Here is a 17,236-nt window from a genome sequence, read left to right as displayed (position 1 = left end):
GATGCGTGATCTGATCCTTCAACTCAGCAAAAGTTCGATTTATTCAACAAAGTCGGAAAAACGCAGCAAGGGCTGCGACAGGCAGGGCAAACTTCAGCGCTTTGAGTAACGCGACTTTGCTGAATTTTTTCTTTGCAGGGGTCGCGGGTACAGCGTTAATAACAGACACATCAGTCATATTCATTAATCCTTTAATTACACCGGATAGATTTGTTGAAATAAAAATCCTAAAAAACTAGTTTTGTGACTTGGGTTCAAGATTGTTTGGGATCACCTCCGCCATTTCAGAGTTATAGAAATCAGGGAATTTTTCCAGGTGGTCACGTAACCGAATCAGCGCTTCAGCTGATTTAGAACGACCACTTCTGTCCTTCGCCTTCAAAATAAGAAGATCGGTTTGTGGGTCAAGGTAGATCGACATAGTTACCGTTGGGCCACGAAGCCTGTGACGTCTAATCATGTTTTCCCTCTCAACATATTCCTGCGTCAGGATAGTGACACGTGAAATACAATTTATTCAATACCGAGTTTTCTACACTATTTTGCTAACAAAGATTTAACATTAAGTACCTTGAGTACTACTGACGTCATTCTTATATAAACACCATTCTTCAGACAAAAGAATCTGAAGTCATCATAATCAGGGAAATGCTTTCTAATTTCTTTTTTAACACTAGCAAGCCTATTAGTAATCGCAGATTCAGAAACTCCAAGGCACCTCGACATAGTATGAAGCTGGAATCCGAGAACAGAAAAACATAAAGTAATCATTTTTTTCGTTGTCATTTCAGAAAGAAAAATGTCCACATCAAAGCTGTCATTCAGTACCTTAGTGTTTACCTTGAATAATGCCTGGTAATCTGGAAAATAATTTATAAGCCATATAGCATAAAGATCCCCATCAATTAAACGTATTTCGACTCTCAATTGATAAAACTCACCGTTAAAGTTAAAGGTACGACATAGTGCTGTTTCAGGTCCCATAACAAATGCCTCTAATTCAATAGATGATAGTTCGAGTTCAACCTCGTCAGAATCGAAGCTTATACCTGAAAATGATTTCGAAAGTGGATGAAAGAGGTCGGAAAAAGCATCATTTTTATAAATTACTTTTCTGGATTGATCGCGAATACAAAAAGGTAGTGATGAGGAATTATAAAGGCCATTAAAATGACTTAGAACATCATCTAATGATTGACTTGATTGGGAGAGATCTCTAGGATCGCGCGGGTGCATTGAAGCCTCCTCTGAAGGTTTCTGTGTATAGTCGGTACACTCGGGGTAGTAGCCCGGTGTACCGGCGACCCACCAAATTGAATGGCGGGCATCAAATTTTACTTATGTCTGCATAAAATATATCAATTACTGACGACAAAGTCACTCAAAAACAGCAGATCTAAATCCTATTTATCAAACATTTTCAGCTAATTATCTTGAGACTCTTCCTCCTGTGGGAAGAATTTTTCAACAATCTGTTGCACATCTTCACGTATACACGTAACCATATCCCTGAAATCAAATTTTTCATTTCCAGCAAGATGTGGACTCAGCGACTCCATCGCCAGCAGCTTGCTGACAATAAATTGAGTTTTCATTACATTTTCAAGGATAGTTTTATTATAGAGCGCCTGATTAAATGAAGACTCTTTTCTTTCCATCTGCGCTTCATAGACCCGAAGACCAAGTTCGACCAGCATTGATGCAATGCTCGAGAAACTTACATCTTTATCTCTCGCTCCTTCAGCGCGACGTTTTTCCGCGATTACTCTTATTTTCTCTGACACTTCATCGCTTACATAGACCTGAACTCTGGCCATAATTTTCTCCTTATTTATATTTCCAAAACTTCGGTACGTCAGAATATTTTGAAAAGCTAAAAATACACGACTCGGCACAGACTCTCTGCCAGAAAACAGACGACTTGCATGCCGACACACACTGTAAAAACTCACGACTCGAATATAGACTCGCCGTAGTAGTAACTCAATGGAATTATTAAAAATAGTCACAAATGACTCTGAGTAGAGTTTTTACCGAGTCGAATAGAACTCACTACCGAGTCGTTTACACACATTAAAATAAATTATTTCACATTACTTTTTCTCTAACTGCATGATTTAAAGAGCCAATCAGCAAAATTTTAATTTTGCGTGGGGTGTGGAGCTTTTGGTGGTGAGGAGTGCATATTAGTTGAGTCTGGGCATGGGATGGGTTAACGTATTTCCGGCATGGTGCCCGGAGGGAAGAAATGAAACGGATTGCTCTTACGTTTTTAATGTTGGCTTTTTCTGGAATGTTGAACGCTGCTGATTGTTTTGATCTGGCAGGAAGGGATTATCATATAGATCCGGATCTGCTTCGGGCAATCTCCTGGAATGAATCGAACTTCCGCACATACGTAAAAGGCTACAATCCTGTTTCGGGTTTTGGCTCCGGACTTATGCAGGTGGACTCCCAGCACTTTAACGAACTGGCTCGTTATGGAATAAAACCGGAGCATCTTCTTTCCGATCCGTGTATGAATATCTACACCGGGGCTTACTATCTTGCAATTGCATTCAAAAAGTGGGGAGTCAGCTGGCAGGCCGTGGGCGCTTATAATGCAGGTTTCAGGAAAACAGAAGAACAGGCGCAGAGAAGATATGTCTATGCCAGAAAAATTGAGGCAACATATCGGGCTATAAAGAATAATAAAAATGCAGCGCAGACTCTTGCAAAACAGTAAAAAGACCTCAACAGGAGGTCTTTTTATTCATCCAGTATTTATGTCGTCAATCAATAGCCCGATAAATTAAATCTGCTTCAGGGTGTTTTATGATACTGATGTAGTCTTTCAGTGCATCCTGACGAGCGACGAGGTGTTTACAGACTTTCGAATATTCAGGCCCCATATCTGCAACCTGCCAGGACAACCAGTTCATGATCATCAGGGTCGCAATAATTCCGGCAGCATCGGCACTGACCTCTGCTTCAAAGTAATTACCGGGAATAACCATGTTATAGCGCTGTTCACCTTCCGGTGCGATATATCCGGTTTGCGTCGTGGTGAATCTGACACAGTTCGGAGCAATGTTTCCTCCGGTGCCCTGCGGAATAATCCAGTAATTCCAGAAACCGCCATCATAATCTGAATGCTGACGTAACCAGCTGGCAATCATGTTATCAGCAGAAGGCGTAAAAAAGAGCGCAGGAATAAAATCCAGACGTTCATCACCATCTGTAACAGAGTAGCGCTGGCGTTCATCGATCTTAAATTGTTCGGCTGATTCACGAGTGGCGGTTTTGACGTTTAATGTGTGCATTCTGGTTTTCTCCTCATTGGGTTATTACATCGTTCGACTTCATCACTGAGCGGCGAAGGGCAATGAGCAGCTGACAGTAAGGAAATAAAGGGGCGCGCAGCGTTTATATACCCCTTTATTTCCTTACTGGCTGATGCTAAAAGCAGCCCTCCGCGAACTGATGAAATCGGGCGATAGTCACACCAGGAGAATGCACACATCCCGTAACGGAAAATCGGCGTAAGACGAATTACCGTTACGGGCTTCAGAGTGGGGGTAATTTATTACCGCCACGGTGAAAGCGGCGCATCCATTCGGGATGCAGCAAGCGTGAATTTGAATTTACGTCAGGATGGACGCCCGAAGGGCGGAGACGGTTTACCGGCTCCGTTCACGACAGCCGTGTCCCTTCAGGGACGACGCCCGGAAAAGAAAGGATAATATCCATATCCGCGGCAGAATAATAAAGACCATCGCCAGCAGGAGAATGAGGAATATTAACCACCTGACCAAAAGACAGGAACTTCAGACTACCACGCGCCGGAATAATGCAGGCAGCGCGTCAGCGCAGCCTGCTTATTCTGCGCCGCAGGCGCGCGGCCTTTGATGCCACGAAAGGCAGGACACTCCCCTGCCCTTCTGGATAGCTATGCAGCGTCATTTATACAGCGCAAAAATTCGCGCATGGCACTGATACGGCGCTGATCGTCCAGCCGCTTACCAAAGTTGTTGATGTAGTACACAGGCGTATACCGCACCCTGTTTAACTTCATCGTCAGCGTATTGCCCGTGACCACCTCGGCAGGAATACCCAGCAGGGAAAGCTGAATAAACGCCATATCGGCCGCAACAGAATCAATATCGATGCAGCTTCCGAACATATGTTCAGACGGGTTATAGCCCGCCTCCAGCAGATATTCCGCATACGCCACAATCATTCCCGCCGCACCGCTTGCCGGATCGCTGACGGTAACGAATCCCTCACGGCGTATCGTTTCGTCGACGTCCGGCATCAGCAGCCTCGCCAGCAGTGACTGGACGTGATACGGCGTGAAATACTGTCCGTTGCGGTCGTCGCCAAGCTCAAGCTCCATGAAGATCGCGCCGAGGAAGTCGTGGAATTTGGCCTCCAGTGCGCAGACCATCAGGCAGAAAAGCGTATGCAGGTTGCTGATATCACTCTCGCTGTACTTCGCGCAGATTTTGCGGCTCTGCTCAATATTCTCTGGCGTTCTTATCCGCGCCATATCCAGCTCGCTGGCGGCCAGCGTGATAAAGTCGCTGAACACCTCCCAGCGGCGCAGGCTGCGGGCGGTATCCCTGAACACGCTGATAAACTGGCGGCGGGCCTGGTCGATTGTCATCATCCGGTGCAGTATCGGCTGCGCATTCACGGTGGGCAATACGGGTTTAGCGGGTGTTAAGGGTGCGGCTTCTCTCGCCTGATCAAAGAAGCTGGCAAAACTGAGTTGAGACATATTTCCTCCTTAAATGCCGCCCCGTAAGGAGCGGCTCAGTTATCAGTTAAATGCCCGCTTCAGTTCGAGCGTGCGTAACACCTGCCCCCACTCACTCCCGCGCATGGCAGGAATACGAACGGCGCGCCCCTTCTTCCGGCAGTGCGCTATGTGACGGCCCAGCGCCCGCATTTCGGCGCTGATGTCGTCACGGTCGATATCACTGCGTTTAATACGCACCTGTTTTTTTACGGGTGCGTTTTCCGCCTCAAGCATCTGGACATACAGGGCGGTCGGTGTAACAATCGAAACTTCACTGAATTGCATTGGTTTGTTCCTTTTGGTGAAGGCCGGATTAATCGTTGCAAGCGGGTAAATCCGGCGGGATATGGCAGACGAAAGTCTGCCTTTTTCATTTCTGGCGCTGCACTCCCTCCTTAACGCGTGCCAGAATCTCCGCGTGGTCAAGGTTGCTGTAGTCGCGCATCCGGTAATAACGGATACCGATCCGCGCGTAGATTTCGGTCACATTACCGCAGACCATTTCCGCCAGCATGAAGGTTTCACACTCGCCGTTCTGACTGCTGCGCCAGTTCATCGGGTACATCAGCCCCAGCGCATCATGGAAGGCGTGTACGTCGATTTCGACGGACGCGGTCAGATATGACTTTTCGCGGCTCAGCCAGTACGCGCGTTCGGCCTCACTGGTCGCATAAATACCCGCTTCAGCGCAGGATTCGGTCAGATTTAAGTGCATGGTTTATCTCCTTCTGGTTAATGGCGTTGATATTTCGCCGTGGTGGTTATTCGTCGAACGTGATGCCGGAAAAATGCGCCATCAGGTGCAGCATGTCGGCAATCTCGTCGACTTTCTGCTGAATGGCTGGCGTGGCTTTCAGGATGCGCGTGACAGCGGTTCTGAGTTCGCCCATATAGCGGTTTGCAGACTCGCCCAGCGCCGTTTTGTCCGTATTGCTCTGGTACTTCATCAGGGCTTTACTGACGTGGTTTTGCAGGGTATCAAGTTCGCTGAGCGCGCTTTTCTCCCATGCGTCGAAGCTGAATGTGCTGTTCGTGTTGCTGTTGCTCATCATGTTTCTCCGTTGTGACTGGCGGCATCCCCTGCTGCCAGCCGATTAAGTAATCAGTAATCCGCCGCCAGCTCGCTCATCAGGTCAGCACATTCACCATCGGCACGTTCTTCTTCCGCAGTCGTCAGCATGTAACCCCGTTTCGCTGCCGCCCCCATAAACGCCGGACGGTCTTTCAGTGGCAGTTCTGCCAGGTAATGCATAGCCATCCCCAGCAGACGGGACTCATAAATCTCGTAGTGCAGGCCACATCCCCGGTTAGCCTGTATTTCCATACGGGCCAGCACCACGTCCGCGCGAATAACATCGAACGGGTTACGGGAATGGATATTGCGCACAAAGCCATCAGTACGCAGGGACGAGGTTTTCACCCATCTTTCGGAAGATTCTTTGGTGGCGGTTTTGACGTTGACGTTCTGTGTGTTCATCCTGCTTTTCCTCCTGTCTGGTGGTTAATCCATCTCTCGGTGAGTTCCCTGGCGGCAAAGGGCAAAGGAGCAACGGCGGGGCGGCAGGAGAAGGGCGGAGACAAAAGTTTTTGCGGTCCTTCGCAAAAAGTTTTGGCGGAGTTCATTTCACCCTTCGGATGACGACACGACGGTGCTACGACAAGCCCTCAGCCCGGGGACTTAACGGGAGAGGGCTCGCCAGAGGTACGGGGAGAGGATGAACACACCCGACACGGCGGAACGACGTGGCGTCATCTGAGTGCCGGCGGCTTTATCGCCGGCATGGTGAAAGCGGCGTGACCGGAACGGTCACTGCGAGCCGGTGTTGACGTTGCGACAGTGGGATGGAAGCCCGTCAGGGCGGAGACGGTTTACCGGCTCCGTTTACGACAGCCCCGGTTCCCGTCAGGGAAGTCGCCCGCAGTCATGGCCAGTGACCCCGTCCGACAACAGGCAAATTTGAAAAGATGATACAAGCAACTGCCACCATAATTCGCAGCGTCCGTTCTTCAGAGGAGATTCACTGCAGGGTATTACAAAGCGTAAGGGGCATAAAAAAGAGCAGCTATACCGCAGGCATAACCGCTCTTGTTACTTTCCAGCCCTCACGCTGGCGTATTCTTTGTTACCTTCGCCTCCAGAACACCCAGCCACTGACCAGAATCAAAGCACCGCTCAGCACCGCCAGATTCGGCAAGATGGTGTCGAATGCACTGCTGAAAACTTCATCGGGGTTATGTTCCCCCCAGAATTCCAGCTTGTATCCGATGCCCCAGACAGAAAACGCCAGTCCAGAAGCCACAATTCCCCACTTAAAGAGAAACAAGAGCACGTTGTCCAGCATACCAGGCGGATCGCGCCAGGTGATAACCAGCGCAATCAGGGAACAGATTGCCACCCCGGCATAGTACGCCGTACTTCCGAACATCTCCGGCGCCGCGTAATGTATGACCAGCGTAAACAGGCCATTTAACAGCGCGACCAGTATCCAGTATCTCATCTCTAAATTATCCCTTTTAAGCACCCTGCCGACCGTATTCTGGCAGGATATGATATCAGACTCAGTGAGGCGACTTTCCCCGAAAATATTCAGGCCGTGCCGTCAGTTCCCGCTCAATCAGCTCATCAGCAAACAGGGGCGCGATCCTGTTAACACGACGCGCCAGATTCCGTCGGCGGGTGGCCGCCTTACGCTCGTCGGTCCAGCGCCTGATCTGTCTGTCACACAGAAAATCCACGCAGACGGCATATCCGGCTCCTGCCACCCACAGTGACATCACGGACTCAGGGGCGGGTTTCCCCGCTTCCACCACTTCTGACGCCAGTTCAGGTTCACCGGGACAGGGACCGGGACGCTTCCAGCGCAGCGAGTAACGCCACTTCATACCCGGCTCCGCATTGTCAGCTTGTTGGGTACCATCCAGCGCTCCAGCTGCCTGACAGATCCCGGACTTTCCCTTGCCAGCGCATCCGTTTCGGCCATCACCGTCCAGAAAGGCTGACTCTCCATCGTCCAGCGCTCCATTGGCTCCAGTGACGGGAAACGCTCGCTCCAGCGCCAGAACATCTCCTCCAGGTCGTACTGGCGCAGCTCAGTCCCCGACCAGCGCGCGCTCCAGCTGCTGACCGTTTCCGGCGTATGGAATGCCAGCTCAATCTCCGCCTGCCCCGCCAGCGCCTGGTACGCCCGCTCACGCTGACACCGTTCTTTGTGCCGCTGGCGGGTGTATTTTTCATCCCGCAGGGCGTCCTGACAGCGAACCCGCTCGGTCTGCTGAAAGGCCACCTCCGGAAAGAGGCGCTGTCCGGCACCGACAGGAAGTGGAAGCCAGCAACGCGTCCCGCGACTTTCAATCAGGGCATCGATGGCACTGAGCCAGCTGCCCCTGCTGCCTCGCAGCTCCCGCGCCGTCAGCACCGGCGCAAAATGATGGATTTCCCTGAGTGAGATGCGCGTGCTGCCCATGAGCCGCCGGAAAAAGGCGCTGGCATACGGATACGCCGTGGACACCGCGCCGCGCGACCGCCGGCGTTCAACCTCAGCGATGGCCTCCATCGCGGCGCGTCGCTCTGGGCTGAAGGGAACCAGTGACAGGTTTGCAGGTATCATGCCGCGCCCTCCGCTGCCAGGATACTGATGATGCTGGCCTGACTGTATCCGTCCGCATCAAGACGCGCCGTCAGGCTGACGGTGTGGCTGACAAGCTCCGGCTGGTAGCTGTTCAGGGTACGAATGACGGAGAACGGACGACCGCTGGCGGGCACAAACACCACCATCCACGCCGGACTGATGGCACCCGGACTGCACACGGCAATATGGTAGTTGCCGTGCGGGGGCGTAAAGCGCACCTGCACGGGGAAGAAGCCGCCGAACTCGCTGCGGTACTCGCCGTTCACATCCCAGTTTTCAGGGCAGGACAGGTCACGCATGACGGCGTGGGTCAGTTCGCGGCGGAAGTCTTCGCCGCTGTCCCGCCAGTCCTCAAACTCATCACAGGACATCGTTTTCAGTACATCGGGGGTCAGAATAGTGCGCATGGGTATCTCCTTATTGCCGCCCCGCAGGGCGGCTCTCCGTTATCAGGCGGCATGTGCCGTGTTGGTGGTGTCGTTGTCAGTGCTATCGGTATCGGAAACCGCGTCGTCAGCACCGGATTCAGCCGCTGGCTCTGGTCCTTTCAGCCATGCCGGAACCCAGCGGGTGTGCTGCATAAAGTGCTCCGCATGCGCTGCTGCATCGCCCTTCTTCATCTTCTCCGCGTCACCCGCCGCGCCCGTCAGCCCCGCCTCTTTAAGGGAGGCCACAATCTGAGGATGTTTCAGGCTGCCGAAGTAGTTGTCCTTCGTCGGCTGCCACCAGTCGCGCAGGTGGAAGCCGATTGCCGCCTCGACCGTATCGAGGGTACTGCGCGAGGTGTGCCCCATATCGCGGGTCTGTACCCCGTCAACGGAACAGGCCGTGCAGAAGGCCATCAGCGACATCAACACCCCGCCGTCAAGGGAAAAGAAGGTGGTGAAGTCCTTCTCCCACCCTTCCGGCAGCAGGGCTTTCAGCCTTGCCTGTTCGGTCATCAGGATGTTAAACGCTGCGCCATCCTTACCGGACGGGGCGTTCTCCGTCAGACTGCTGTGGGAAACAGTCAGGCTGATTCGGAACGGGTGCGTCGTGGTCAGACAGCCTGAAAAGACGCAGGTACACATGCGCCAGACCATCAGCGCCACTGCCTTTTCGGGCTGCTGCATCAGCGCCGCCTGGACTGCCAGCGTACGCTCGGAGGTCATTTTCGTGAGCAGCGGAACGCTGATCCCCTCTGCGGCGTCGGGCTGGCGTGAGGTGAATGGCACCGTTACGCTGCTGGTTACGGTTTCTTCCGGCATATCCGCTTTCAGGCGCACACCGCGCTGCACGTACACCTGCCCTTCGTACAGGCTGACCATCACTCCCGCGCCTGACTTCATGTCGTCAGTCCACGCGCTGGCCTCTGCCGCCGCCTGAATGGCGAGGATGTCCGCTTCGATCGCATCTGACTCGTCGCAAACGCTGTCATATGTGTCGTACTGCTCCCGCAGCGCATCAAGACGCTGCTGTTGTTCAGGGGTGTACACCGGATCGGGTTCAGCAGGCTGAACGAACTCTTTACCGTCTTCACCGTGGTACCAGATGCGGGCTGCGCGTCCGCGACTCCATGCCCAGCCCTCACGCTGCTGAATGTCCTGCGCGATACGCTCCAGCTTCTCCTGCACCAGACGCTCAACCAGCACGCTGTCTGCCGTGCCGTCGCCCTCGTCCTGGCTGAACAGATCTTCACGAACGTAACCCCCTGCCGCCTCATACGCTTCGCGCCCGATAAACCGGAATTTGGTGTTGTCGGTGCGCATCTCGGTTTCGGTAATGGCGCGTTTAATCAGGTGTGCGGGCGCGTTCGACCAGCTGGCCTTCACGCTTTCAAATACCTCAACCTGACGGGCAGGATCGTCCTCGAGACAGAGCGCCTGACACTGCTCAACGGTCAGTTCGTCCTGCGCGAGCTTATCCATCAGGGACGGGGCGAGGTTTGCCAGCTTCAGCATGCGCTGCACGTGGCGGGAGCCGAAGCCGAGCGCATCGCCAATCTGCGCGGGGGTTTTGCCCTGCTCTGCCAGCGTACGGAAACCTGCGATCTGCTCGGCGGGATGCATGGCGGCGCGCTGCTCGTTCTCAGCGATGGAGGCAAGGGCAGCAATGTCGTCTGAGACGCGTTTCACCATGACGGTATGATCGGCCGCAAGACGGTCTTCCTGCGCCAGCAGATTCAGGGCAGTCAGTCGGCGGCCACCTGCGGCCACCCCGGATTGCCCGTCCGCAAGGGTGTGAACAATCAGGTTCTGCAGCAGTCCTAGCGCCTCGATGGAGTCGGCAAGACCGCGAACGCTGTCCACGGAATACGGGATGGTGCGCACGTTCAGCGGGGATTTAGTGAGACTGGACAGCGGAACATACTCGATGACAGCGGCCTCAAGGGCGGCCTTCAGGGCTTCTTCCTGCGCCTTCGTGATTTTTTTGCTGCTCGCTTTTTTGGGGGCTTTTGCTTTAACATCGGTTACTGACATAGTTAATACCTCACTGATTGATGATTGTCCGGCCCTGCGGAGTAGCTGCTCCGGCAGGGCACCTTCTTACTGCGGCTTACGGATGCCGTAGTCCGCGGTATAACGGTTGAGCCAGTACGTGCCGCCCGGCTCGAAGTTCCACGTGCGCCAGACCATCTCGCCGTCCTGACGAACGACCAGACGAAAATGCGAACCCTGATCGTCCTCTATCGCCACGTTGGTGTACTGCGCCGCAACGGCCTCAGCCTGTTCACGGGTAAAGGTGTTGTCGGGTAAAACCGCCAGCGCCTCGCTCATGTTGCTCCTCCTTCTGAACCTGTTTTGCTTTTAAAAAACCATCACCCGTTGAGTTGCCGGGGCCGCGGTTTTGACGTTTTGCGGGGACCTGCTGAACGCCCCCGCTGGTTGTTACCTTCACCCGTTTGAGAGCCGTTCGCCGCAGGGGCGTAAACCAGCGCGGGCGATGGCGGATGTCCGGGGCGCGGTTTACCGCGTGCCATTTACCCTGGACAGCTGACAGCGGCTGTGCTTGTCTCAGCCCCGGCGAAAGGACTCAAAAGGGGGAAATAACCAGGCAGGGAATGAGCAGGAACCCGCCGCAACGACGGAACGCGCGGGCGCGAAACGGCGTTGCCCCGAAGAGGCCCGGCAGCATGACCGCCGGGCTGGTGAGAGCGGCGCATCCGTAAACGGATGCCGCAAGCGTGATGTTGAACCTGCGACAGTGCGATGGAAGCCCGGCAGGGCGGAGACGGTTTACCGGCTCCGTTTACGACAGCGCCGGTTCCCGCCAGGGAAGTCGCCCACAGGCAGACACAACAGGAAGAAAAACCGACAGAACAGCGATATCAGCCAGTACGCCACCGGTATGGCCACTATTGGCAACAGCAACGCAGGCATTATCGCCAGAACAGAAATATCGCCGACCCGCTGCAGCACACCAATATTCATACCCTGGCACCACAGGAGCATCAGGCACTGGCGGAGATGCGCGGCGCCGCAGGCGCGGCGAACTTCGCCGGCAGGCAGAGCCTGCCAGGGTTTAGCGCGCGGGCTGACAGGCGGCTAAACCGCCTGCCGGGGAAAATCAGTTGCTGAAGACGTGGCCGTCATGGAATACATAACCGCTGCTGAACAGGTCACGCGCCCAGGCTTCAAAATCGAAATAGCTGCGCAGCGGCTCCGGCACCTCATTCAGCAGGCCGTTGTCTTCAGCCATTTCACGCGCATAGTCCTCCTCGCTCTCCGCCTCGCCGCGGTATGCATCATCAAACGCGTCATAGTCACACTCGCCGGTATACTCCGCCCAGGCGATAAAAGCGGCCTCCCTGCCCTCTTCTTCGGCGCGTTTGTAAGCGGCGATAAAATCCCAGTCAATGGAGCTTTCAGAGACGAACTGCGACGGGATACCTTCCTGGTCCTGGAACATAAATTCGGCGTCCCATTCATCGGCATGCAGCGCCTGACAGGCCTCGTAAAAATCCTCCCTGCCGTCAAACTCCGTCAGATCAAACCATTTGCCGAAAATGCTGCCGCAGTTGTATTTGTGATACGTACCCACATAAACAGCCGGTGTGGTCGTCGTAGTGCGCATAAAAAATCCTCCATAGTCGATGTTGTCTGAGTTCCGGCTTACGCCGTGCCGACACGACAGCCCGACAGGGAGCGAAAAATGCAGGGGCGATGCATGAAGCCGCAGCGCCGGTAAACAGCGGAGAGGGTCTGGACGGTTAGCGAGCGAATATTGAGCGAGATAACGACGGGAAGAACCGCGACAGGCAATTAAATATACGGCGACCGGGTGAAAGCATCGACGTCAGTGAACCCTTGCATTTGCAGCGTTCGGGCTAGAGTAGAGGCACGGCGTAAGCCGCAGACCGCTCTGGACGTTACTCACCGCGAAGCCGGAACAGCGTGGAGGATGAGCCAGAAAAGCGGAGCGGCCGCGCGACATCCGAAGAAGAAAAAGCCGGAGGCTATCCCTCCGGCATCGCCTCACGCTGCCAGCAGCGCCTTCAGCACCTCCACGTCCGCCATTCCCTGACGGATACGCGCGGGTGTCGGCCCGCCCGCCTCCCATGCCAGCCCCTCCTGGTGAACCAGCTCGCGTTCTACGTCATGCACCAGGCGCGAAAGCACCTGCGCCGGGACCATCACCTGCCGGTTAATCGCTTCACGATGGCGGGTCAGCAGATCGCACACCGACGCATCCGTGACGCCTTCCCGGCGATACACCTTCATGTCGCTGTTGCCGACCGTTTCCAGCAGGGCCGTAATCTCGTCGTCTGTAGGGCGCAATTCCCGGCACGCGGAATGAATCCCCTCCTCCGTCCAGACCAGCAGGGCCAGAGGTTCATCATGGGTAAACATCCGCGCCAGTTCGGTACAAAGCGCTTCACGGGTTCCGTGCATATCAAGTTCCTCAAAATCGGGTAAGAAGGCCGGGCGGCAAACCGCCCGGTCGCAGTCAGTCGTGAAAACAGTCGCTGAACGCCAGTACGCGCATGTAAACGGTCAGATACTGCTCGTTGAGATTGCGCAAGAAATCAGCGGCCAGCGCATCAACCAGCGCGGGGCATCCGTCGTGATACTTCACTTCCAGCGCCCGGATATGCAGGCGCAGGTCGCTCATGGCGTTGGATAGCGCGGCCATGTCGTCACGCAGTTGTTCATGTCCCTGATAATTGGTCATGCTGCCTCCGGCAGGTCGTCGTTAGCGGCCGGGTACTGCATGGCACGGTGAACCGCTGCCAGCCGCTGCTGCCCGGTCCGGTGGTACTGCTCCAGCAGTTCGATACCGATGTAGCGACGGCCTGCCTGTAGTGCTGCCACGCACGTTGATCCACTGCCAGCAAAGGGGTCGAGCACAATGGCATCAGGGCGCGTGAAGGACTCGATGAGCGGCTGAAGGCTCGATACAGGCTTCTCCGTTGGGTGATGTTTGTTGCCGGTGTACTTCCAGTGCAGCACGTCCGGGAGCGGATTTTGCGGAAGGGTCGGACGGCCTTTTGCCAGCAGATAGGCACATTCATGGCGGTAGCCCACATAGGCGGACTTCGATGTGTAGGTTTTGGTACACACCAGGTGGCCAACAACGCTGAATCCGGCATGTTTCCAGGCGGCCATAAAGCGATCGACGCGGTTCCAGCCGTAGAAGCTCACCATCAGCGCGTCTTTTTTCAGCACGCGGTACATCTCATGACAGGCAGGTTGCAGCCATTCATCCGTTTTATCACCGGCAATGGTGCGGCCCTGACGGTCACGAAAACCAACGAGGTATGGCGGGTCAGTCAGTATGAAATCGACGGCCTTCTCAGGAAAGCCAGCCATTACCTGCACACAGTCACCCAAAATCAGACGGGACATAATCATTCTCCTTTCTCAAATGCGGCGCCAGTTACGCCGTGCCGATACGACAGCCGGGCGAAAAGCGGAGCAGACAAGGGCACCACCGCAAGCCGCAGCGCAGATAAAAGCAGACGCTGACTGGACGGTTTGACGGCGAAAATTGAGCCGGAGAACGACGGGAAGACAGCGTAAAATGCATTTTGAAATCACTGCGACCGGGTGAGGATGGTGGCGAAGCCTCCCTTTTCTGCACAGCGGCCCGGCTACAGTAGCGGCACGGCGTTCACAGCAGAGCGGTATGAATGAGGAGCGCAGCGACATCGTATTTTCATCGTCGCTGTCCACAATTTCGGTGGGCAATTCTGTGTATAAAATGAGGGTATTCCGCGCAGGTCGCTACCAGCACGGATGACAGCACGCCTGACAAGGATGGTCATCTTTTAACCATCCACGCAGACTTCACTTTTCCTGGTGTGGTATGTTGATGCTGAATGTACACAACCGGAGCGGAGAAAGATGGACAGAGAAATGCTGGCTGAGTGGCTGCGGGATATTGCCCAACATATAGAAGAGGAAAGCCCACTGATTCGTGATGTCAGTGTGGATGATGCCCTTTCCGATGAGGGGCTGGCCAGAAAAATCATCACCATCACATTCAATGCACCAGGTCGTGCCTCACAGCCTGAAGAGAACATCAGCGATATTTCCCGGCATTGAAAACAGCGCTGCTGATACACCCCGTGCAGCCCTCTGTCGTCAAGGATCTGACGCATGAAATGGAATACTTGCGTAGTTCAATAAAAATACTTGTGTATTACATTTGTAATGCTATAGTAATCACACACGGCGATACTCTATTGTCGCTAAAACGTAATACACCTGTATTTCATTGAGAGAGGAGTTCTCATGTCTGAAATTCCAGTGCAATCTCAGCTGACACCGCTGGTTAACACCGTGGCCCGCATCATTGCCATCATGAATAACAAGGGTGGTGCCGGTAAAACCTCCACGATCACCAACCTCGCCATGAGCCTCGCACATGCCGGGCGTCGGGTATTGCTTATCGACGGAGACCAGCAGGCCAACTCGACTGAGGTGATGGCTAACGGGAAAAAATACTACGCGCAGTATGGCCACACCATCTGCGATTTATATAACAACCCGCGCTTCAGTATTTTTGATGCAATTATCCCGGCCGTCAGTGGTGAAGAGGTGATCGATAACCTTTATATCATTCCGTCAGATCCGTCGTTTGAACGCGTCATGGAAAACTGCCTGACCCGGCACCATCGGGAAAAAATACTGTCCCGCCATCTGCAGTCGGTGATGGATAAATTCGATTATATCCTCATCGACTGTTCTCCAGGTCTGAACCTGTCCACCACGAACGCTGCCTATACCGCGGACCATGTACTTATTCCCGTTGATGGCGGCAGCTTTGCTCTGACCGGGCTGGATGTTGTACTGGACTATCTCGATGAGATCCGTGAAACCCGCTTTACCCGGTTCAGCGTATTCCGCAATGAGTACAATGGTGCCAAGAAGAAGATGAACACCTATCTTCATGAGCAACTGGCTTCCAACGAGCGAACCCGTGATAACTACCTGGAAACCCGTATCCGGGCTGATGAGAACATCTCCCAGGCACAGGTTGCCTGCGTCCCGCTCTGGTATTACAACAAAGGGTCCCTCGCCCTGAACGATTACCGTGCGCTGATGCGTGAACTTGAAACTCTCTTATCAAACGAGGCTGCATAAATGGCTAAAGGCCCTCTCGCGCGTCCCGCAATGGTCAAACCTGAAACCACACAGGGAGAGGCGAAAACCCGCCTTTCTAACGTTAAGGTCAACCGCAACAGAACGACCAGCGAAAACCCCAAAACCATCCGTATGACACCAGCGGAAAAAGTGATGTGCAGCGAACTGGTTGATGAAATTCAGGATCTCACGACAAAAACTATCACCGACTCAACCGTGCTGCGTGCAGCTCTGTACCTGGCCCGGGAAGCCGGACCGGAAAAAATGCTGGAGATGATTAAGGAATATTTGTAATACATAAGAATTACATAAGTAATCTTTCTGACTTACAAAAAGGAGTGCAAGTAATGCCCACTGTTACCGTGACCACTGAGTTAACTGACAGCCAGGCAATGGCGCTGGCACAATTTGTTAAGCGCTTAACCTGGTCAGAAATGCGGGCCTGTGCCGTCGACGATGATGAAACCTGGGTGATGAAAGATGCCATCCAGTCACTGCAGAAATCACTCACTGACGCCGGTTTCAGTCCTCGCTGATTACGGCGGTTAAAATGTAGTTCTTATGTATTGCATAAGAACTACATTAATTTCTTATTGTATTCTTTTCGCAGCAAACCACGCATCAAACTGCTTATGCCGGCTTTTAGGGATAGCGTCCCTCATATTGAAATACTGCCAGGGTTCCAGAAGCCGTATTTGATCAACAACGTTAGCCTTGCGGGTGTTGATTTTAAAATCTCCGGAATTAAAGGTGATCCGGTGGCTTTTACAAAGCACCGCAATCATCTTTAGCTGACTGGCGGAGTACCCGACATCAAGATTAGCCACCCATTTCGGATCGCTGAACCTGTCAGGTGCTTTGATTTTTAGCTGTGCCAGAACCGATTTTGCGCGTTCCTGCCTTGAGGTTGCCCTGGCGGCCGCCATAATTTTACGTACTTCGGCTTCTTTTTCTTCTCCGAGCAGCTCTCTGCCGCCGGCAAAAACAGGGACGAACTTGTTAATACAGGTAGAACCCACCCAGAGTGAGTAATGTGTGAGCACGTTGGTTATCTGAAACTGATAGCGCAGTCCTTCGTTGTCACACAGCTCGCAGGTTTTGTTGATGGAGTGCGAGTCTATAAATCCTCCGGTGACCGACCACTCTTTCATTACCGCCGGCCAAGCCTGACCCGAAGAATATCGCAGCATGTTATCTCTGGCTTTATCTAAGGAAGGTGCGAATAAGCGGGGAAATTCTTCTCGGCTGACTCAGTCATTTCA

The 17,236-nt window shown here is 53.6% G+C and carries 26 protein-coding genes; 6 read left to right on the top strand and 20 right to left on the bottom strand.

Annotated features, from left to right (window positions below; translation table 11 throughout):
* Window positions 1–235: 235 nt before the first annotated feature.
* The 3 genes from HX884_RS20930 to traM form a co-directional block, all read right to left on the bottom strand.
* Window positions 236–460, bottom strand: coding sequence for a TraY domain-containing protein (locus tag HX884_RS20930; RefSeq protein WP_008324165.1), 225 nt, complete (start codon window positions 458–460; stop codon window positions 236–238).
* 77 nt (window positions 461–537) lie between these two features.
* A complete protein-coding gene (locus HX884_RS20925; RefSeq protein WP_057069591.1) occupies window positions 538–1,236 on the bottom strand; it encodes a hypothetical protein in 699 nt (232 codons plus the stop codon).
* Between the two features lie 188 nt (window positions 1,237–1,424).
* On the bottom strand, window positions 1,425–1,817 hold the full coding sequence (traM, locus tag HX884_RS20920) for a conjugal transfer relaxosome DNA-binding protein TraM (RefSeq protein ID WP_008324167.1): 393 nt from the start codon (window positions 1,815–1,817) through the stop codon (window positions 1,425–1,427).
* A gap of 431 nt (window positions 1,818–2,248) precedes the next feature.
* Here traM and HX884_RS20915 point away from each other — a divergent pair, with 431 nt between their 5' ends.
* Window positions 2,249–2,725 (top strand): transglycosylase SLT domain-containing protein, encoded by a 477-nt coding sequence (locus HX884_RS20915; RefSeq protein ID WP_008324168.1) that lies wholly within the window; start codon window positions 2,249–2,251, stop codon window positions 2,723–2,725.
* Window positions 2,726–2,771: 46 nt separating this feature from the next.
* On the opposite strand, the gene HX884_RS20910 is transcribed toward HX884_RS20915, so the two are convergent.
* The 12 genes from HX884_RS20910 to HX884_RS20855 all read right to left on the bottom strand — a co-directional run bounded on the left by HX884_RS20910 (window position 2,772) and on the right by HX884_RS20855 (window position 11,165).
* Complete coding sequence (locus HX884_RS20910; RefSeq protein WP_008324170.1) at window positions 2,772–3,302, bottom strand: antirestriction protein; 531 nt, start codon at window positions 3,300–3,302, stop codon at window positions 2,772–2,774.
* A gap of 626 nt (window positions 3,303–3,928) precedes the next feature.
* Window positions 3,929–4,759 (bottom strand): N-6 DNA methylase, encoded by an 831-nt coding sequence (locus HX884_RS20905; RefSeq protein ID WP_008324171.1) that lies wholly within the window; start codon window positions 4,757–4,759, stop codon window positions 3,929–3,931.
* A gap of 42 nt (window positions 4,760–4,801) precedes the next feature.
* Window positions 4,802–5,065 (bottom strand): hypothetical protein, encoded by a 264-nt coding sequence (locus HX884_RS20900; RefSeq protein WP_008324174.1) that lies wholly within the window; start codon window positions 5,063–5,065, stop codon window positions 4,802–4,804.
* A gap of 85 nt (window positions 5,066–5,150) precedes the next feature.
* Window positions 5,151–5,495 (bottom strand): hypothetical protein, encoded by a 345-nt coding sequence (locus HX884_RS20895; RefSeq protein WP_008324177.1) that lies wholly within the window; start codon window positions 5,493–5,495, stop codon window positions 5,151–5,153.
* A 46-nt stretch (window positions 5,496–5,541) separates the two neighbouring features.
* On the bottom strand, window positions 5,542–5,829 hold the full coding sequence (locus tag HX884_RS20890; RefSeq protein ID WP_008324178.1) for a hypothetical protein: 288 nt from the start codon (window positions 5,827–5,829) through the stop codon (window positions 5,542–5,544).
* 53 nt (window positions 5,830–5,882) lie between these two features.
* Complete coding sequence (locus HX884_RS20885; RefSeq protein ID WP_032637252.1) at window positions 5,883–6,257, bottom strand: hypothetical protein; 375 nt, start codon at window positions 6,255–6,257, stop codon at window positions 5,883–5,885.
* Window positions 6,258–6,903: 646 nt separating this feature from the next.
* Entirely contained in the window at window positions 6,904–7,278 is a 375-nt protein-coding gene (locus HX884_RS20880; protein ID WP_032637367.1) for a hypothetical protein, read from the bottom strand.
* A gap of 61 nt (window positions 7,279–7,339) precedes the next feature.
* The gene (locus HX884_RS20875) at window positions 7,340–7,663 is read right to left on the bottom strand and encodes a hypothetical protein (RefSeq protein WP_057069613.1); all 324 of its coding nucleotides are present in this window, start codon (window positions 7,661–7,663) and stop codon (window positions 7,340–7,342) included.
* On the bottom strand, window positions 7,660–8,388 hold the full coding sequence (locus HX884_RS20870) for a plasmid SOS inhibition protein A (protein ID WP_057069616.1): 729 nt from the start codon (window positions 8,386–8,388) through the stop codon (window positions 7,660–7,662). Before HX884_RS20870 ends, HX884_RS20875 begins: the two co-directional genes overlap by 4 nt.
* Window positions 8,385–8,816, bottom strand: a complete 432-nt coding sequence (psiB, locus tag HX884_RS20865; protein ID WP_032637363.1) for a conjugation system SOS inhibitor PsiB — start codon at window positions 8,814–8,816, stop codon at window positions 8,385–8,387. The genes HX884_RS20870 and psiB overlap by 4 nt, the downstream gene beginning before the upstream one ends.
* Window positions 8,817–8,858: 42 nt before the next feature.
* Window positions 8,859–10,868, bottom strand: a complete 2,010-nt coding sequence (locus HX884_RS20860; protein WP_057069619.1) for a ParB/RepB/Spo0J family partition protein — start codon at window positions 10,866–10,868, stop codon at window positions 8,859–8,861.
* Between the two features lie 66 nt (window positions 10,869–10,934).
* Window positions 10,935–11,165: a DUF905 domain-containing protein gene (locus HX884_RS20855; RefSeq protein ID WP_032637359.1), complete on the bottom strand. Its 231-nt coding sequence runs from the start codon at window positions 11,163–11,165 to the stop codon at window positions 10,935–10,937.
* A gap of 432 nt (window positions 11,166–11,597) precedes the next feature.
* Between HX884_RS20855 and HX884_RS20850 the strand changes: the two genes are divergently transcribed.
* On the top strand, window positions 11,598–11,966 hold the full coding sequence (locus tag HX884_RS20850; RefSeq protein ID WP_032637358.1) for a hypothetical protein: 369 nt from the start codon (window positions 11,598–11,600) through the stop codon (window positions 11,964–11,966).
* Here the strand turns inward: HX884_RS20850 and HX884_RS20845 are convergent.
* From HX884_RS20845 to HX884_RS20830, 4 genes are all read right to left on the bottom strand, one after another.
* Window positions 11,956–12,462: an antirestriction protein ArdA gene (locus tag HX884_RS20845; protein WP_032637356.1), complete on the bottom strand. Its 507-nt coding sequence runs from the start codon at window positions 12,460–12,462 to the stop codon at window positions 11,956–11,958. The two genes, HX884_RS20850 and HX884_RS20845, sit on opposite strands and share 11 nt — an antisense overlap.
* Before the next feature lie 401 nt (window positions 12,463–12,863).
* Window positions 12,864–13,280: a DUF1380 family protein gene (locus HX884_RS20840; RefSeq protein ID WP_057069482.1), complete on the bottom strand. Its 417-nt coding sequence runs from the start codon at window positions 13,278–13,280 to the stop codon at window positions 12,864–12,866.
* Between the two features lie 55 nt (window positions 13,281–13,335).
* A complete protein-coding gene (locus HX884_RS20835; protein ID WP_041907514.1) occupies window positions 13,336–13,560 on the bottom strand; it encodes a hypothetical protein in 225 nt (74 codons plus the stop codon).
* Window positions 13,557–14,234 carry a DNA methylase gene (locus HX884_RS20830; protein ID WP_032637352.1) on the bottom strand — a complete coding sequence of 226 codons (678 nt, stop codon included), beginning with the start codon at window positions 14,232–14,234 and terminating at the stop codon, window positions 13,557–13,559. The genes HX884_RS20835 and HX884_RS20830 overlap by 4 nt, the downstream gene beginning before the upstream one ends.
* Before the next feature lie 498 nt (window positions 14,235–14,732).
* Between HX884_RS20830 and HX884_RS20825 the strand changes: the two genes are divergently transcribed.
* The 4 genes from HX884_RS20825 (at window position 14,733) to HX884_RS20810 (ending at window position 16,510) form a co-directional block, all read left to right on the top strand.
* Entirely contained in the window at window positions 14,733–14,933 is a 201-nt protein-coding gene (locus HX884_RS20825; protein WP_032637350.1) for a hypothetical protein, read from the top strand.
* Window positions 14,934–15,122: 189 nt separating this feature from the next.
* Window positions 15,123–15,974 (top strand): ParA family protein, encoded by an 852-nt coding sequence (locus HX884_RS20820; protein WP_045265524.1) that lies wholly within the window; start codon window positions 15,123–15,125, stop codon window positions 15,972–15,974.
* Window positions 15,975–16,268 carry a hypothetical protein gene (locus HX884_RS20815; protein ID WP_025760326.1) on the top strand — a complete coding sequence of 98 codons (294 nt, stop codon included), beginning with the start codon at window positions 15,975–15,977 and terminating at the stop codon, window positions 16,266–16,268.
* Window positions 16,269–16,321: 53 nt separating this feature from the next.
* Window positions 16,322–16,510 (top strand): hypothetical protein, encoded by a 189-nt coding sequence (locus HX884_RS20810; protein WP_032637347.1) that lies wholly within the window; start codon window positions 16,322–16,324, stop codon window positions 16,508–16,510.
* 54 nt (window positions 16,511–16,564) lie between these two features.
* Here HX884_RS20810 and HX884_RS20805 read toward each other — a convergent pair whose 3' ends face one another.
* Window positions 16,565–17,164, bottom strand: a complete 600-nt coding sequence (locus tag HX884_RS20805) for a hypothetical protein (protein WP_051461730.1) — start codon at window positions 17,162–17,164, stop codon at window positions 16,565–16,567.
* Window positions 17,165–17,236: the final 72 nt, after the last annotated feature.

It is taken from the genome of Enterobacter sp. SECR19-1250 (genome assembly GCF_013391025.1).
Taxonomy (GTDB): domain Bacteria; phylum Pseudomonadota; class Gammaproteobacteria; order Enterobacterales; family Enterobacteriaceae; genus Enterobacter; species Enterobacter cloacae.
This window is presented reverse-complemented; position numbering and strand designations above follow the sequence as displayed.

Coding starts and splice junctions, on each gene's coding strand:
- HX884_RS20930 (WP_008324165.1), bottom strand. CDS start 460: ATGATTAGACGTCACAGGCTTCGTGGCCCAACGGTAACTATGTCGATC.
- HX884_RS20925 (WP_057069591.1), bottom strand. CDS start 1,236: ATGCACCCGCGCGATCCTAGAGATCTCTCCCAATCAAGTCAATCATTA.
- traM (WP_008324167.1), bottom strand. CDS start 1,817: ATGGCCAGAGTTCAGGTCTATGTAAGCGATGAAGTGTCAGAGAAAATA.
- HX884_RS20915 (WP_008324168.1), top strand. CDS start 2,249: ATGAAACGGATTGCTCTTACGTTTTTAATGTTGGCTTTTTCTGGAATG.
- HX884_RS20910 (WP_008324170.1), bottom strand. CDS start 3,302: ATGCACACATTAAACGTCAAAACCGCCACTCGTGAATCAGCCGAACAA.
- HX884_RS20905 (WP_008324171.1), bottom strand. CDS start 4,759: ATGTCTCAACTCAGTTTTGCCAGCTTCTTTGATCAGGCGAGAGAAGCC.
- HX884_RS20900 (WP_008324174.1), bottom strand. CDS start 5,065: ATGCAATTCAGTGAAGTTTCGATTGTTACACCGACCGCCCTGTATGTC.
- HX884_RS20895 (WP_008324177.1), bottom strand. CDS start 5,495: ATGCACTTAAATCTGACCGAATCCTGCGCTGAAGCGGGTATTTATGCG.
- HX884_RS20890 (WP_008324178.1), bottom strand. CDS start 5,829: ATGAGCAACAGCAACACGAACAGCACATTCAGCTTCGACGCATGGGAG.
- HX884_RS20885 (WP_032637252.1), bottom strand. CDS start 6,257: ATGAACACACAGAACGTCAACGTCAAAACCGCCACCAAAGAATCTTCC.
- HX884_RS20880 (WP_032637367.1), bottom strand. CDS start 7,278: ATGAGATACTGGATACTGGTCGCGCTGTTAAATGGCCTGTTTACGCTG.
- HX884_RS20875 (WP_057069613.1), bottom strand. CDS start 7,663: ATGAAGTGGCGTTACTCGCTGCGCTGGAAGCGTCCCGGTCCCTGTCCC.
- HX884_RS20870 (WP_057069616.1), bottom strand. CDS start 8,388: ATGATACCTGCAAACCTGTCACTGGTTCCCTTCAGCCCAGAGCGACGC.
- psiB (WP_032637363.1), bottom strand. CDS start 8,816: ATGCGCACTATTCTGACCCCCGATGTACTGAAAACGATGTCCTGTGAT.
- HX884_RS20860 (WP_057069619.1), bottom strand. CDS start 10,868: ATGTCAGTAACCGATGTTAAAGCAAAAGCCCCCAAAAAAGCGAGCAGC.
- HX884_RS20855 (WP_032637359.1), bottom strand. CDS start 11,165: ATGAGCGAGGCGCTGGCGGTTTTACCCGACAACACCTTTACCCGTGAA.
- HX884_RS20850 (WP_032637358.1), top strand. CDS start 11,598: ATGGAAGCCCGGCAGGGCGGAGACGGTTTACCGGCTCCGTTTACGACA.
- HX884_RS20845 (WP_032637356.1), bottom strand. CDS start 12,462: ATGCGCACTACGACGACCACACCGGCTGTTTATGTGGGTACGTATCAC.
- HX884_RS20840 (WP_057069482.1), bottom strand. CDS start 13,280: ATGCACGGAACCCGTGAAGCGCTTTGTACCGAACTGGCGCGGATGTTT.
- HX884_RS20835 (WP_041907514.1), bottom strand. CDS start 13,560: ATGACCAATTATCAGGGACATGAACAACTGCGTGACGACATGGCCGCG.
- HX884_RS20830 (WP_032637352.1), bottom strand. CDS start 14,234: ATGTCCCGTCTGATTTTGGGTGACTGTGTGCAGGTAATGGCTGGCTTT.
- HX884_RS20825 (WP_032637350.1), top strand. CDS start 14,733: ATGGACAGAGAAATGCTGGCTGAGTGGCTGCGGGATATTGCCCAACAT.
- HX884_RS20820 (WP_045265524.1), top strand. CDS start 15,123: ATGTCTGAAATTCCAGTGCAATCTCAGCTGACACCGCTGGTTAACACC.
- HX884_RS20815 (WP_025760326.1), top strand. CDS start 15,975: ATGGCTAAAGGCCCTCTCGCGCGTCCCGCAATGGTCAAACCTGAAACC.
- HX884_RS20810 (WP_032637347.1), top strand. CDS start 16,322: ATGCCCACTGTTACCGTGACCACTGAGTTAACTGACAGCCAGGCAATG.
- HX884_RS20805 (WP_051461730.1), bottom strand. CDS start 17,164: ATGCTGCGATATTCTTCGGGTCAGGCTTGGCCGGCGGTAATGAAAGAG.